Here is a 14417-nt window from a genome sequence, read left to right on the forward strand (position 1 = left end):
TAAATGACAGGTGAGGAGCAAAAGGCCTTCGGATGAAGGCCTTTTTTTTATTCTGTGGGCCGGGTCAGGGTTTCAACCAGCGGTAGCAGCTTGCTGGCGGCCCGGGGATCTTCCTGAACCATGGCGGTGGTAATGGCGCCTTCTTTCAGCAGGCAAAGCGTGTCGGCCAGTTGCTCAGCGGCGGCCGCGTTCGCAGAAACTCGCTGTGTGTGTTGCATAACCAGTGCGTGGACGTGGGCCTTGTGCGCTTTACAGGCCTGATGCACTGGCGTTTGGGGATCGGTATACTCGCCACTGGCATTGATAAAGAAACAGCCCCGGAAGTTGCCCAGGGCGTCAGCACGGTCGTTAAACCAGTCATCCAGCCCGTGGAACATAGCGATCAGGGCTGGCTGGCCGGGTTCTGCCGACGCCATAATATTACCCAGCCAGCCCATAAAAATCTCATCACGGTAATGCAACGCGGCAATAATCAGGGCCTCTTTGCCTGAAAAATAGCTGTACAGCGTTTTCTTGGCGACACCGGACTGCTGAATAATTTCATTGATGCCAACCGCATGGATTCCCTGGCGGTAAAAGAGTTTCAGGGCAGTTCGGATAATAAGCTGTTGTTTTTCGGTCATGGTAACTCAGACAGCGCTGTTTGCGACACATTTCAACCTGCATATTGACAGAGGTAGACAGACTTGTCTACCATGCAAAAAACGGTAGACAACTTTGTCTACCTGAGCTGTTAACAGGTGAGGAATATCCATGCTGGATTCAAAGTTTTTTCCGTTGGTTGCCGGCATAGCGGCTGCCATCACGATATCCGTACTGGCGTATCTTGAGGCATTTACCGGTCAGGGTTTATGGCTGATGGCGCCGTTCGGTGCGTCCACAGTACTGGTATTCGGTTTGCCGAAAAGCCCGCTGGCACAACCGAAAAACGTCTTTTTTGGCCACGTGCTTTCGGCGCTGGTCGGTGTGGTGTTTGTCACCTTCGTCGGTGTAGAGCCGTGGTCGCTGGGTGCCGCAACCGGTGTGGCCATTGCGCTGATGCTGGCAACCGGAACGACCCATCCGCCTGCAGGGGCTAACCCGACACTGATTATGCTGACCGGGCAGAGCTGGGGCTTCCTGCTGACGCCGGTTGCAGCAGGTGCAGTGGTCATTATTGCAATGGGCTTTCTGGTCAATAAGTTTGTTCATAAACAGTAACAGCCAGCACTTATAAGGGCTAATAAAAAAGGGATCTTGTGATCCCTTTTTTTGTGGCTGAGTGGCTAAGATATTTCTTTAGAAGGGATAGGCTTTGCAGGGACAGGCTTCCCCTGAAAATAATCTGGCCAGTGCTGTTTTACTACTTCGCCGCGGGTGTTCAGGGCATGGCAGTTATCCAGCATAAAGGGTTTAGCTTGCGGCATATGTTCGAGACGGGCCAGCTGTTCCTTATGGGTTGCCTGGAATGCGGTTGTGGCTATCGGCCCGAGCAGTTCGAGCAGGTGCGTACAGCCGCTGATACCGCCGAAGAGTTCCCGGGTCTGGCGGGTGAAACCTGAAGCAATGCGTAAGCCAATGAGCTTTCTGTAGTGAACGGTAATGTCAGGACACAGGCGATAAGGTGTCAGGTCCATGCTGCTGGCGACATCATGGATGTTCATATCAAGATCAATGGTGATACGCAGGCTCAGATCATGAATGGGTTCGCCGGCGGGTACCCAACCATCATTGCGCTCCTTCAGGGGGATGGCGCTGGTTTTTATATCAGTCAGATGGCCTTCGATATCCCATAAGCCGTCGTCACGTTTGTAACCGCGGCAGGTAACCGTACGGGTATGCTGCAGGGCGCGGGGCGCCGGAGATGGTAATGGCATAGGCTGTATATCTTATAGGTTATTGTTGTGTGCTCTTGCTGCATTGCAACAAGTTAAACCTACGGGGCAGGTTTGTAAATACAGTGTCAGGGGGGAGGTGTAACTAAAGCGTCTTTAGCTGCGCTTCAGTTACATTAACGGCGAGAATTGCTGCGCAATGATCAGACAGCGTTAAGTTGACATAGATAACATCGCGTCTTTGCTCCAGTCGAGTGCGGCGCGGTAAGACTCTTCATAGGCATCAATATCGATGTCATTCGGCAGGAGATCCCAGTCCCCGGCTTCGTAATGGGTGACGTGTTTAAGAATATCGCCCATTGATCCTGCATGGTCTTTAATGGCGGATTCAATGTCTTCCCCCAGAGGAACCTGTTCGAGCATGGTTTTCTGATCGATGTCCAGCATGACATGCAGCTGTGACAGGACACCGGTCATGAAATAGCTGCTGTCGTTATGGCAGCCCTGGGAGCGGGCAATGGCTTCACACATTTTGCCCCGTAACAGTAATGAGCGGCAGATTTCCTCAGGCTTGCTGGTACGGTTGGCCAGCGCAATCATGGTTGCCCAGCTGCGGATCTGGTCCATCCCCAGCAGTACAATGGCTTCTGAGAGTGATTCCACCCGTCGAATCAGTGAATAGGCCGCTGAGTTAACAATACGCAATAGCTTGTAAGTCAGTACCGGGTCCTGAATGATCAGTTCTTCAAGACGTTCCGGGGTGGTGCGCTTGTTTTGCAACTCGCTGACCAGCACCAGCAGGTTAGCGTGATTGGCTTCCAGTTTACGGCCTTTGATCAGCTTGGGTTTACTGAGAAAATGGCCCTGAAACAGTTTGAAACCAAGGGCGTGGCAGTGTTCCAGTACTTCCACGGTTTCGATTTTTTCAGCCAGCAGGGTAACGTTAAACGGCCGCAGCAGTTTCACCTGCCGGGCAATGTCGTCCGGCGACATCCCCAGCACGTCGACCTTCACGATATGCGCGAGTTTCAAGAGGGGATCAAATTCCGGGCTGTAGACAAAATCATCCAGCGCGATGCGGTAGCCTTTCTCGGCCAGACGGGTAACAGCCGCAATGACTTCGTCGTCAGCGGCAATGTCTTCAAGCACTTCAATTACAATCTGCTTGCGGGGCAACTCGGGAAAGTCTTCCGATACGAGAAGATCCCGGGTCATGTTAATGAAGGCAGGAACACTTTTCTTGCTGCCATTATCCGCAATGCTGGTGTAAACATTGAGAATCACATCACAGGTGGCGCTGGAGTCGTTAAATAATGCGTGTTCTGTATCTGCTTCATTACGGTAAAGCAGCTCATACGCAACAACCCGTTGCTGGCAGTCAAAAATTGGTTGTCTGGCCATCAATACCTGCGAGTGCGCAGCGGTGGTGGTCATATATGAATGTTCCTTAAAAATATCCCCGATATACTAAGTCCTAGGTTATATTCACTTGTCCAGCAAGTCAGTATTGGTACTACTCATGATGTGGACTTAATAATTATTCAGTTTTTCTTGTTATTCACGTTATTTCCGTTACTTAGGGCTAAGCTGTCTGTATAATTGCAGCCCGCATTTTTTTACGATTATCGATTATGAGTATTAACTGGTTCCCGGGTCACATGCACAAGGCGAGGAAAGAAATCGCCGAAGTGATGAAGGACATAGATGTTGTTATAGAAGTACTGGATGCACGCTTGCCTGTGTCCAGCGAGAACCCGATGGTTTCTTCACTCCGTAAAGGCACGCCGGTGATCAAACTTTTAAATAAGTGTGATCTGGCAGACCCGGAGCGCAGCCAGCAATGGCTTGAGTACTTCAACAGCCTGCCGGATACCACCGCAATGCTGATCGATTATCAGCAGAAGAAACTGATCAGCAGGATTCCTGAACTGTGCAAACAGCAGGTACCGGCCCGTGCCAATGCCGGCCGCCCGGTTCGGGCAATGATTATGGGGATCCCTAACGTGGGTAAATCCACCATGATCAATGCTTTACTGGGTAAGCGTATTGCCAAGGTCGGAAATGAGCCAGCGGTCACCAAGGGGCAGAAACGTTTTACCCTTAAAAACGGTATGGCGCTGTCTGATACCCCGGGAATTCTCTGGCCCAAGATCGAGGACCGGGATTCCGGTTACCGTCTGGCAGCCAGTGGTGCGATAAAAGATACCGCGATCGAATATGAAGATATCGCCATCTATGCGGCAGGTTTTCTGCGCAGCGATTATCCGGAGCTTCTGTGTCAGCGTTATAAGCTGAAAGAACTTCCGGAGACCGCTGAAGAGGTGCTTGAAAGCATTGGCCGCAAGCGGGCAGGGCTTAGACCCGGCGGGGTGGTTGACCTGCACAAGGCTTCCGAGATCCTGCTGAATGAATTACGTTCCGGGCTGCTCGGTAACATCAGCTTTGAAACTGTCGATGAGTGGCTCGCTAAATGGGAAGCCCAGCGGCTTGAGGCTGAACGGCTTGAACAGGAACGTCTTGAAGAAGAGCGCCTGGCCGCTGAACAGCAAACAGATAAAAGGTCCCGCCGCTGATTGCGCCGGGCAGTAAAGGTAACATTATGTCACGAGTTAAAAAGAAACGTACCGGTGGGCAGCCGGTCATCTGGTTAGACGCGCCGCGCCGCAGTGAAAAGCTGGCAGACCCGGACAGCTATGAAAGCCGTAAGCGTAAAAACCTTGATAAGAAGAAAAAGGTGAAGTCCGTTTATGATAAGCATCAGGATGATCAGGGCAATGGCGAGGGCGGTTCAGACCAGCGCAAAACCCGCCTTGCTGATAAAATCCGCCAGCTGAAAAAAGACGACTGACGCGGTACTGCCAGGCCGTCCGCTGTTCTGGCGGACGCTTTTTATCCGGTTCTGACCGGTATTCTGAGCTTTGTTTTCCCTTTCTGAGAATTTGCGCGATTGCGCAGGCTCTTCTACGGTTATTGCATGCAGTAACCCCAAGGGAGATTATTATGTCTCATGCTGAAGTACGCCGTGCCGGCGACGCCCCCATGAAACTGGATCTGGTTGAAGGTGAGACCTATTGCTGGTGCGCCTGCGGGCGCTCATCTACCCAGCCGCTGTGTGACGGATCCCATCAGGGCACCGGTCTGGACCCGGTGGTATTTGTTGCCCGTAAGTCAGAAACCGTCTGGCTGTGTACCTGTAAACAGTCCCAGCATGCGCCCATGTGTGACGGCAGTCATAAAAACCACTGAAGCATTCAGGCATCAGGTCCTGAAGTAAAACAGACAGAAAGGAGCCGGCGAAGGGGGTCAACGCCGGTTATAACAGCTGATCAGGCTCAGTCTATCAGGCCGTACTCATCTTTCAGAATGGCAATAATCTCGGCTTTTGGGTTATCCGAGATATGCAGCGTTTCGCCGGTGATTTTTTCGGCAATACCCACATAAGTGTCAGATACAGCGTTCAGTACATCGGCTGGCAGGGCGTTATCACGGGCCAGCGCCTGGCGCTCATCCATCCGTTCTTTGTTGAGCAGGATGTCAGGATCAGGGAAGTGATTCAGCAGTAACTGGCGGAAACCTTCCTTGGAGTTCTCGAGCACTTCACCATTACGGTAAGCCGGACCATCCCAGATACGTGATGAGTCAGGCGTACCCACTTCATCCATGTAAATCAGTTTTTCACGGCCGCTGGCATCAGTGACGTAACCGAACTCAAACTTAGTATCGACAAAGACCTGATCAAGTGATTCCAGTGCACCGCTGATCAGGTTAAAACCTTCTTTCAGAAGCTTCTCGTAGGCATCGATATCTTCAGGGCCGGTGAAGTTAAATGCTGCAAAATTGTTGCGGATGTCATCACGGGTGATGTTCACATCGTCGGCTTCCGGTACACCCGGAATGCCTTTAAGAATGCCTTTGGTGGAAGGAGTAATGAGCAGTTCTTCCAGTTTCTGGTCTTTTTGCAGGCCGTCATTCAGCTGAATGCCGCAGAATTCACGTCCGCCTTTCGCGTATGCGCGCCACATAGACCCGGTGATGTATTGGCGGCAGATGGCTTCAATCATGACAGGTCTGGCTTTCTGTACAATCCATACCAGTGGGTGAGGGATATCAAGAATGTGGCTGTCTGCCAGACCGTTTTCACGGAACAGGCGGAACCAGTGGTTAGAGATTGCATTCAGCGCCGCACCTTTGCCCGGTACGCCGCGCATCCCACCTTCACCGTGCCAGATGCAGTCAAACGCTGAAATACGGTCACTGATCACCATAATAGCCAGCGGTGCATCGCTGGCGACGTCATAACCCCGTTCAGCGATCAGGCGGCGGCTGTCGGCGTCTGTCAGCCAGTAAACGGAACGTACTTTACCGCTGTGAACCGGGCTGCCTGTGCGAATAGGCAAATCATCATTTACCGCCAAAACTTTATCGGCAAGACTCATGTGTCAGTGTCCTGTATTGCTATTTCAGAGTGTGTATCTGTATTTTATCGCGCCGCTGTGACGCCGGAACAAGGCCCCGAAAATACAAAAACGCGGATCTTACCAGATGTCAGCGAAGCTGGCATTTGTTTTCCTGCAAAGAGACTTCTGGTATCCCTTGTTGTGTGTGAAAAATCACTTAAAATTCAGCCGGATAGAGAATTATTCTGAGGTTCGGCTGTGACGTCTGTGCGGCTTGACCTGGGAGTATGCTAGCTGACTGAAAAGTCAGAAAATTCAGCCTTTATGACAGGGCGGTTTATTCCTCTGTGACAGACATGTAACATGTGTTTCAATTTTGATAAGCCGATTTAATAAGAAGAACGCTTTCCTGAGCAGCGACGGACAGTTACGGATAAATCATAATGAAGAAATTACTTTTACTGGCGGCGTTTTTAGCCACCCTGGCAACAGGCTTTGCTGCGGGTATTTATGCATTACCTATCATGATCGCACCGGCATCGCCGGACAGTGCTCAGCTGTCTGAAATCATCGCTGAAGCGGAATATACAGCTACTTTTGAGCCGGATATTCCTGGCAGTGACTTCCTTCACTGGGGAGAAGGGCGTGTCGGTATCAGCCGTCATCAGGTGGCCTTCATTGGTGAACTGGCTCCCGGCCCCGACTACCGTGTCTATCTTGTGCCTCAGTATGTAAATTCTGATCAGGAATTTCTGGCGGTAAAATCCAGTGCATTGCAGCTGGGTGAGGTGAATACCTTTAACAATTTTCTGGTTGCGTTCGATCAGCAGATCGATTTTACGCAGTACAACACGGTACTGGTGTGGTGCGAAACATTTCAGAAATATATTTCTGCCAGTCAGTTTCGCTAACCCCCTGTTTGTCAAAAGCCAGTTCAGTAAAAGCCGGGGGATTAAACACCGGCCCGGTGACTATTTTTGGCCGTTACAGTGATATAATCACCTGAATTCTTTCCTGCGCCCTTGCTGTTTTTTTCCGACAGTCACGGGGCTGATCTCTGACAAGAAATGGATATCTGCATCAGTCTGCCGTTCAGGCCACGTATGCAGCTTTCTGCTCGCTGATTAAAAGGTATTTCCATGCAACAGGCTGATACTCCCCAGCCACCCTGGTTAGCGCTGTTCAGTATATGTCTGGCGGCTTTTCTGGTGCCGATGGCAATGGCTGCCGTAAACCTGGCATTACCCAGCATTGCGGATGACTTGCATATCGATGCGGTGTATCTGAGCTGGGTGCCCAGTGCGCCGCTGTGGGGATCTGTTGTGCTGATGCTGCCGATTGCCCGGTTAGCAGATCTGTATGGCCGTCGCCGCATTCACCTTTATGGGCTTGCGCTTTACGCATTATCATCGGCGGTTGTTGCCTGGGTTGATCAGGTTGAATGGCTGCTTGTGTTACGGGTACTCCAGGGGCTGGGAAGTTCCTGTATTTTTGCGACTGCCATGGCCATGGTGGCCAGTCTGGCAGGGAATGCCCGCCGGGGCATGTTTCTTGGCATTGTTTCCACGTCAGTATATCTGGGGCTGTCGCTCGGCCCTGTCGCAGGCGGCTGGTTAACCGAGTTGTTAGGCTGGCGCAGTGTTTTCTGGTTACCGGTTCCCGGGATTATTCTGGCACTGGCTCTGGTGCTGCGGTTTGTGCCTGTCACCCCCCGTACTGAACAGGACCGCTCGCTGACATTCAGCCAGCGGCTGGATCTGACTGGCAGCCTTATTTTCATGCTGTGCACCAGTTGCCTGTTCTTCGGGATTTCCGGTTTACCTGACCCCCGCTTTATGGGCGTACTCATTGCCGGAATCTTGCTTTGCGGGTGTTTTGTACGTCATCAGCGTCAGGCAACAGCGCCGCTGGTACGGATTGATGCCATGCGCCAGAACCGTATATTTACCCGCTCCATTCTGGCCAGCATCTGTATGTACGGGGCCAGCTTTCCGGTGCTGTTTATTCTCAGTCTGTATCTGCAATACATTCAGGGGCTGTCGCCGGGTGAAGCCGGCAGCATTATCCTGATTCAGGCATTGCTGATGGCCTGTATTGCGCCGGTGGCAGGACGGTTATCGGATCGCTATGAGGCGCGGGTCATTGCCACTGTGGGTTGCGGCATGTTTGTGCTCGGCTTTGTGGTGCTGTTTTTTGCCGGAATGCATTCCCCGCTGTGGCAGATCAAGCTGGGCCTGTGTTTGCTGGGCATCGGCTTCGGACTGTTTTCATCACCGAACAACAATGCCGCCATGGGATCGGTTGATCCGGCACGTCTGGGCATTGCTTCCGCGCTTCTGAATCTGGCCCGTACGGCAGGGAATATGTTTAGCACCACTATTATGGTGGTGATCTTTAACCACTATTTCGGTGAAAAGGTATTACAGCCGGAAGACTATCCGCAACTGCTGGTGGTGGTGAAAATCGCAGTGTTACTGGGCGGGGCTTACGCACTGGCCGGCGGGTATTTCTCTCTGACCCGCGGCCGGATGCGCTGACGCTGTTTCTGTGGCGGCAGTTTGATCAGTCGATCCGCCGGTCCAGATCCATATGCGCCATGATTTTAGTGGCAATTTCTTCAATGGAGAAACTGGTGGTGTTAATGCTCGGCAGCTTTTCCCTGCGCAGCATTTTTTCAACAGAGCGGACTTCAAATTCACACTGATCCAGTGATGCATAGCGGCTGTTGGCCCGACGCTCATGGCGAATAGCCGCCAGTTGGAACGGGTCAATCGTCAGCCCATACAGTTTATCCCGGTAAGGGCGGAGAATTTCCGGCAGATCTTCCTCACCCAGATCTTCTTCCGTCAGGGGGTAGTTTGCCGCCCGGATGCCGAATTGCAGCGCCATATACAGACAGGACGGGGTCTTACCGCAACGGGAAACACCGATCAGAATGATATCTGCCTGGTCGTATTGTCGGGTCCGGGCACCGTCATCATTATCCAGCGCAAAGTTCACGGATTCGATCCGGTCTTTATAGCGGTCCATCTCGTGAATACCGTGTGAAGTGCCGACGCTGTATGAAGAGTGGCAACCCAGTTCCAGCTCAAGAGGCTTGAGAAAAGCTGAAAAGACATCGATCTTGTAGGAAACGCTGCTGCTTATTTCCTTGCGGATGGTTTCATCAACTACCGTATCGAAAACGATGGCCTGCTGGCCGTCACGTTCGCTGGCTTCGTTTATGCGTTTTACGGCATCGTGAGCCTTATCGATGCTATCGATGTACGGCAGGGTAATCTTGTCGAAGTTAATGCCTTCAAACTGAGCCAGCAGGCTGTTGCCCAATGCTTCGGCGGTGATGCCGGTCCCGTCGGAAATAAAGAATGCTGTACGTTTCATGGGCTTATGTCTTTGAGTAAAACGGCATTATTGCCACTTTACAGATAATTGCAAAGCAATACCTGTGTATCCGCCGCCGCTGATATATCCGCCAAAAGTCGTACGTCACCTTTATGTTAATCAGGTGGCTACTCATTCCTGATAAAGGGTTATCACGGCATACGTTCAGTTCCGGACGGCTTGCAGAGGCATAAAACAGCCCGTGTCTGAATAGATATTTGTCCCTGCAGGGCCCGGTTTACCGGTACATCTCTTCTTTACTAACGGAGGCCTGTACCGATAAAAAGTATGCCTCAGAGGCTGTACGCCGCCGCGTTTCGCAATCTTAATATTGATCAGTTTCTGTGCAGACCCTGCGGTGGGGCAATACTTCCGCCAAAACAGGGGCTGATACCTCTCATAATCTGCCGCCAATTACAGTATTATGGCCGGGCCAGCGGGTGTTTTTCCGCACGCGGTTTACCCGACCGCCTGGATTATCAGCACACCGTGTTCATACCCCGGAACAAATGACAATAAGGAGAAAGACTTTGCACAACTACGTGATCTCGTTAGCCCAGGTGGGCATGAAGGATGTCGATAAAGTTGGTGGGAAGAATGCCTCCCTGGGGGAGATGATAAGTCAGCTGAGCGATGCCGGTATCAGGGTACCCGGCGGATTTGCCACAACTGCTGAAGCCTTTAATGAATTTCTCAGCTATCACCAGCTGGGGGACAAAATTTCTGCGGCACTGGCTGCCCTTGATGTTGAAGATGTCCGTGAACTGGCCAGAGTTGGCGCAGAGATACGCGGCTGGATCGAAGCCGAACCCCTGCAGCCTGAGCTGGAAAGCGCCATCAAAGCCGCTTACGAAGCACTGTGTGACGGGCAGGATATCAGTGTTGCTGTCCGTTCATCCGCAACGGCAGAAGATTTGCCGGATGCCTCTTTTGCCGGCCAGCAGGAAACCTTTCTGAACATCCGTGGTTATGAAGCCGTTGTTCAGTCCATCAAATCTGTATTTGCATCACTGTATAACGACCGGGCAATCGCCTACCGGGTACATCAGGGGTTCGAACATGACCTGGTATCCCTGTCTGCCGGTATTCAGCGCATGGTGCGCAGTGATATCGCCACCAGTGGTGTGATGTTCTCTCTGGATACTGAATCCGGTTTCCAGCATGTGGTATTTATTACTTCTGCTTACGGTTTAGGTGAAACCGTGGTGCAGGGCGCGGTCAACCCGGATGAATATTACGTCTATAAGCCAACCCTGCGTCAGGATGTGCCTGCCGTGCTGCGCCGCAACCTTGGCACCAAAGCCATCAAAATGGTGTATAACGAAGCGGCAGGCGAAGGCGAGAGCAGTGTTAAAACGGTTCCGGTTGATCAGGCCGAGCGGATGCGTTTCTCCCTCAGCGATGATGACATTCAGGAACTGGCAAAACTTGCCGTCACAATTGAACAGCATTACGGCTGCGCGATGGATATCGAGTGGGCCAAAGACGGTGCAGACGGTTTACTGTACGTTGTACAGGCCCGCCCTGAAACGGTTAAGAGCCGTGCCCAGGATGCGGTTATTGAGCGCTATCTGCTGAAAGAAACCGGTGAAGTGCTGGTAGAAGGCCGTTCAATCGGCCACCGGATCGGCAGTGGCCCGGTGCGGCTGGTTGAAGATATCACTGAGATGGATCGGGTTCAGCCCGGTGATGTGCTGGTCACCGATATGACCGATCCGGACTGGGAGCCGGTGATGAAACGTGCTTCCGCCATTATTACCAACCGGGGTGGCCGTACCTGTCATGCGGCAATCATTGCCCGTGAACTGGGGATCCCGGCAATTGTTGGTTGCGGCAATGCCACTGAAGTACTTAAAGAAGGTCAGCTGGTAACCGCCTCCTGTGCGGAAGGTGATACCGGTAAGGCCTATTCGGGTAAGCTGGACTTCGAACACCAGACCAACCGGGTGGATTCAATGCCGTCTCTGCCGTTCGATATTATGATGAACGTGGGCAACCCGGACCGGGCGTTTGATTTTCAGGCGTTACCGAATGCCGGTGTGGGCCTGGCACGGCTGGAGTTCATTATTAACCGGATGATCGGTATTCACCCCAAAGCACTGCTGAATTACGACCAGTTAAGTGAAGGGTTGCAGCAGGTTATTGACCGCCGTACTGCGGGTTACAAAGACCCGATCGACTTTTACGTATCCAAACTGGTTGAAGGGATTTCAAGCCTGGCGGCGGCCTTCTATCCGAAGAAAGTCATTATCCGGATGTCGGACTTCAAATCGAATGAATACAGCCATCTGATTGGCGGCGATGCTTACGAAGCCAGAGAAGAAAACCCGATGCTCGGCTTCCGGGGTGCCAGCCGCTATATCGCTGAAAGTTTCCGTGACTGTTTCGAGCTTGAATGCCGTGCGATGAAGTATGTGCGTGAAAAAATGAAGCTCAGCAACATCGAAATTATGATTCCGTTTGTCCGGACGCTGGGTGAAGCCAAGCAGGTTATCGACCTGCTGGCTGAAAACGGTTTGCGCCGCGGGGAGAATGGCCTGCGCATCATTATGATGTGTGAACTGCCGGCCAATGCCTTGCTGGCCGAGGAATTTCTGGAATACTTCGATGGTTTCTCTATTGGCTCCAATGATCTGACCCAACTGACACTGGGGCTGGACCGGGATTCCGGCGTCATTGCCCATCTGTTCGATGAACGTAACGAAGCGGTGCGCCAGTTACTGGCCATGGCGATACGCGCCTGTAAGAAGCACAACAAGTATGTGGGCATCTGCGGTCAGGGACCGTCAGATCACCCGGACCTGGCCCGCTGGCTGATGGAAGAAGGTATCGACTCGGTATCCCTTAATCCGGATACCGTGCTGGATACCTGGTTCTTCCTGGCTAATGGCGATACCTCAGAAGAGTAGACAGTCTGAGTCAATCGATAACAACGCCCGTTTCTGTAACGGGCGTTTTTGTTTCTGTGTTGTCATTGCTGTAGCTGCTCCTGCCAAGGCCTGTCTGCCCCGGAGCGAATCCAGCTGTTCTGAAAACCCGGGTCAATGATATGGGAATCAGTTATTACCCATCATGAGTGTGTTTCAGTAGCTGAAGCACGTTTTCTTACTTATACTGTATTTATATACAGTATAAGGTTTTTTCTATGCTTCGTTTTATTCCTATACCGGCACAGGCCGGCATCAGCGGTTTTGAGTCGCCGGCTGCTGAATACACACAATCGGCCCTGAATCTGGATGAGCTGTTAATTGATCACCCCTCTGCTACCTACCTGGGGTATGCCGAGGGGGAGTCGATGGTGGGGGAAGGCATCTTCTCCGGTGACCTGTTGGTGATTTCCCGGTTCGAGAAAGTCAAAGACCAGGACGTGGTGGTCGCCAATCTCAATGGCGTATTTGTCTGTAAGAAGATCGATAAGCGCCGGGCCATGCTGCTGTCGGCGGCGCCGGACCGGGCACCGTATCACATCCGCGAAGGAGATGACTTCCAGATCGAAGGGGTGGTGATCCGCTCCATCCGCTTACACCGGCCGCTGGTAAAGAGTATCTGATGTACGCGCTTTGTGATGCCAACAGCATGTATGCCAGCTGTGAAAAGATCTTCGACCCGAGTATCCGCAATAAGCCCGTGGTGGTGCTGACCAACAACGACGGCTGCATCTGTGCGGCCTGCCACATTGCTAAACGGTTAGGGGTGGGGAAGAAGTTCATCCCGTATTTTCAGGTCCGGGAAGATCTGGAACGGGCCGGGGCGGTGATCCGCTCCAGCAATTATGAACTCTATGCGGACATTAGCCAGCGGATGATGGATACCTGCTCCCGCTTTGCGCCCCGCTGCCACGTGTATTCCATTGATGAGATCTTTCATTTCTATGAAGGCTGGGTGCCACCGGAAGGCTGGTTTGAGCACGGCCGGGCGATTCGCCGGGCCGTGTGGACGGAAGTACGCTTGCCGATCGGCGTGGGCATCGGCCCGACCCCCACACTGGCGAAGGCCGCGAATCATGCTGCAAAACGGATAGAAGGCTACCGTGGTGTGGCCGTTATCGACAACGAAACTGCTCGACGGCACATTCTGCAGAATATGGCGTTAACCGATGTCTGGGGCATTGGCAGCCGGCTGGCCAAACGCCTGCAGGCGCTGAATATAGATTCCCCCTGGCAATTGGCGAACGCCAATCCTGGCTGGATACGCAAACACTTTTCGGTGCTGGTTGAGAGCACCGTATACGAGTTGCAGGGCGTGGTGAAACTCAGTTGGGACGATGTACGGGCCTCAAAGAAAGAGATCTACAGTACCCGTAGCTTCGGTCAGCGAATCCGTACGCCGGATGTGCTGGGTCAGGCGCTGGTGCAACACGCCAGTATCGCTGCTGCTAAACTGCGCCGGCAGCAGAGCCTCGCCGGCGTGGCGGTGATCTTTGCGACCAGTTCTCCGCACGATGCCCAGGGCTATTATCGGAAATACATTACCCACCGCTTTGCGGTACCGACACAGGACACCACTGTTATCGCCAATGCCTGCCGGCAAGCGGTGCAAGCTATCTATCGTCCCGGCGTACCGTTCTACCGCTGCGGCGTCGGCCTTATTGACCTGAGTGAGAAAGCCGCCTTCCAGCAAGACCTCTTTACCCCCTCTGCAGACAATCCCGGGCTGATGCAATGCCTGGACGCCATCAATGCCCGTTACGGCCGTAACACCGCTTACCTGGCGGGGCAGGGCATTCAGCAGAAGTTCGCCATGCGACGGGAGTTTCTGTCACCGCAATACACCACCCGGTTAAGCGATATACCGCGGATTCAGTGCTGAGGTGAAAAAAGAGGAT

14 protein-coding genes are annotated in these 14417 nt (G+C 52.6%); 9 read left to right on the forward strand and 5 right to left on the reverse strand.

The window, feature by feature from the left end:
* Positions 1-47: 47 nt before the first annotated feature.
* The gene (locus tag PCI15_RS11520; protein ID WP_271274484.1) at positions 48-623 is read right to left on the reverse strand and encodes a TetR/AcrR family transcriptional regulator; all 576 of its coding nucleotides are present in this window, start codon (positions 621-623) and stop codon (positions 48-50) included.
* Between the two features lie 130 nt (positions 624-753).
* On the opposite strand from PCI15_RS11520, the gene PCI15_RS11525 reads away from it, so the two are divergent.
* The gene (locus PCI15_RS11525; protein ID WP_271274485.1) at positions 754-1200 is read left to right on the forward strand and encodes an HPP family protein; all 447 of its coding nucleotides are present in this window, start codon (positions 754-756) and stop codon (positions 1198-1200) included.
* 65 nt (positions 1201-1265) lie between these two features.
* On the opposite strand, the gene PCI15_RS11530 is transcribed toward PCI15_RS11525, so the two are convergent.
* Both PCI15_RS11530 and PCI15_RS11535 read right to left on the reverse strand, forming a co-directional pair.
* Positions 1266-1856 (reverse strand): DUF2889 domain-containing protein, encoded by a 591-nt coding sequence (locus PCI15_RS11530; RefSeq protein ID WP_271274486.1) that lies wholly within the window; start codon positions 1854-1856, stop codon positions 1266-1268.
* Positions 1857-2027: 171 nt separating this feature from the next.
* A complete protein-coding gene (locus tag PCI15_RS11535) occupies positions 2028-3248 on the reverse strand; it encodes an EAL and HDOD domain-containing protein (RefSeq protein WP_271274487.1) in 1221 nt (406 codons plus the stop codon).
* Positions 3249-3445: 197 nt separating this feature from the next.
* Between PCI15_RS11535 and ylqF the strand changes: the two genes are divergently transcribed.
* The 3 genes from ylqF (at position 3446) to PCI15_RS11550 (ending at position 5060) form a co-directional block, all read left to right on the forward strand.
* Positions 3446-4387, forward strand: a complete 942-nt coding sequence (ylqF, locus tag PCI15_RS11540) for a ribosome biogenesis GTPase YlqF (RefSeq protein ID WP_271274488.1) — start codon at positions 3446-3448, stop codon at positions 4385-4387.
* Between the two features lie 26 nt (positions 4388-4413).
* On the forward strand, positions 4414-4662 hold the full coding sequence (locus PCI15_RS11545) for a hypothetical protein (RefSeq protein ID WP_271274489.1): 249 nt from the start codon (positions 4414-4416) through the stop codon (positions 4660-4662).
* Positions 4663-4814: 152 nt separating this feature from the next.
* A complete protein-coding gene (locus PCI15_RS11550) occupies positions 4815-5060 on the forward strand; it encodes a CDGSH iron-sulfur domain-containing protein (RefSeq protein ID WP_271274490.1) in 246 nt (81 codons plus the stop codon).
* Positions 5061-5146: 86 nt separating this feature from the next.
* Here PCI15_RS11550 and PCI15_RS11555 read toward each other — a convergent pair whose 3' ends face one another.
* A complete protein-coding gene (locus PCI15_RS11555; protein ID WP_271274491.1) occupies positions 5147-6250 on the reverse strand; it encodes a phosphoribosylaminoimidazolesuccinocarboxamide synthase in 1104 nt (367 codons plus the stop codon).
* A 404-nt stretch (positions 6251-6654) separates the two neighbouring features.
* Here PCI15_RS11555 and PCI15_RS11560 point away from each other — a divergent pair, with 404 nt between their 5' ends.
* Positions 6655-7122 (forward strand): DM13 domain-containing protein, encoded by a 468-nt coding sequence (locus PCI15_RS11560; RefSeq protein ID WP_271274492.1) that lies wholly within the window; start codon positions 6655-6657, stop codon positions 7120-7122.
* Between the two features lie 228 nt (positions 7123-7350).
* Positions 7351-8748: an MFS transporter gene (locus tag PCI15_RS11565; protein ID WP_271274493.1), complete on the forward strand. Its 1398-nt coding sequence runs from the start codon at positions 7351-7353 to the stop codon at positions 8746-8748.
* A gap of 25 nt (positions 8749-8773) precedes the next feature.
* On the opposite strand, the gene ppsR is transcribed toward PCI15_RS11565, so the two are convergent.
* Positions 8774-9592 (reverse strand): posphoenolpyruvate synthetase regulatory kinase/phosphorylase PpsR, encoded by an 819-nt coding sequence (gene ppsR, locus PCI15_RS11570; protein WP_271274494.1) that lies wholly within the window; start codon positions 9590-9592, stop codon positions 8774-8776.
* Between the two features lie 509 nt (positions 9593-10101).
* On the opposite strand from ppsR, the gene ppsA reads away from it, so the two are divergent.
* The 3 genes from ppsA (at position 10102) to PCI15_RS11585 (ending at position 14401) form a co-directional block, all read left to right on the forward strand.
* Complete coding sequence (gene ppsA / locus PCI15_RS11575) at positions 10102-12501, forward strand: phosphoenolpyruvate synthase (protein WP_376787835.1); 2400 nt, start codon at positions 10102-10104, stop codon at positions 12499-12501.
* 236 nt (positions 12502-12737) lie between these two features.
* Complete coding sequence (locus PCI15_RS11580) at positions 12738-13142, forward strand: S24 family peptidase (RefSeq protein WP_271274496.1); 405 nt, start codon at positions 12738-12740, stop codon at positions 13140-13142.
* Positions 13142-14401: a Y-family DNA polymerase gene (locus PCI15_RS11585; protein WP_271274497.1), complete on the forward strand. Its 1260-nt coding sequence runs from the start codon at positions 13142-13144 to the stop codon at positions 14399-14401. Before PCI15_RS11580 ends, PCI15_RS11585 begins: the two co-directional genes overlap by 1 nt.
* Positions 14402-14417 lie beyond the last annotated feature (16 nt).

Source organism: Aliamphritea hakodatensis (assembly GCF_024347195.1).
Classification (GTDB): Bacteria; Pseudomonadota; Gammaproteobacteria; order Pseudomonadales; family Balneatricaceae; genus Amphritea; species Amphritea hakodatensis.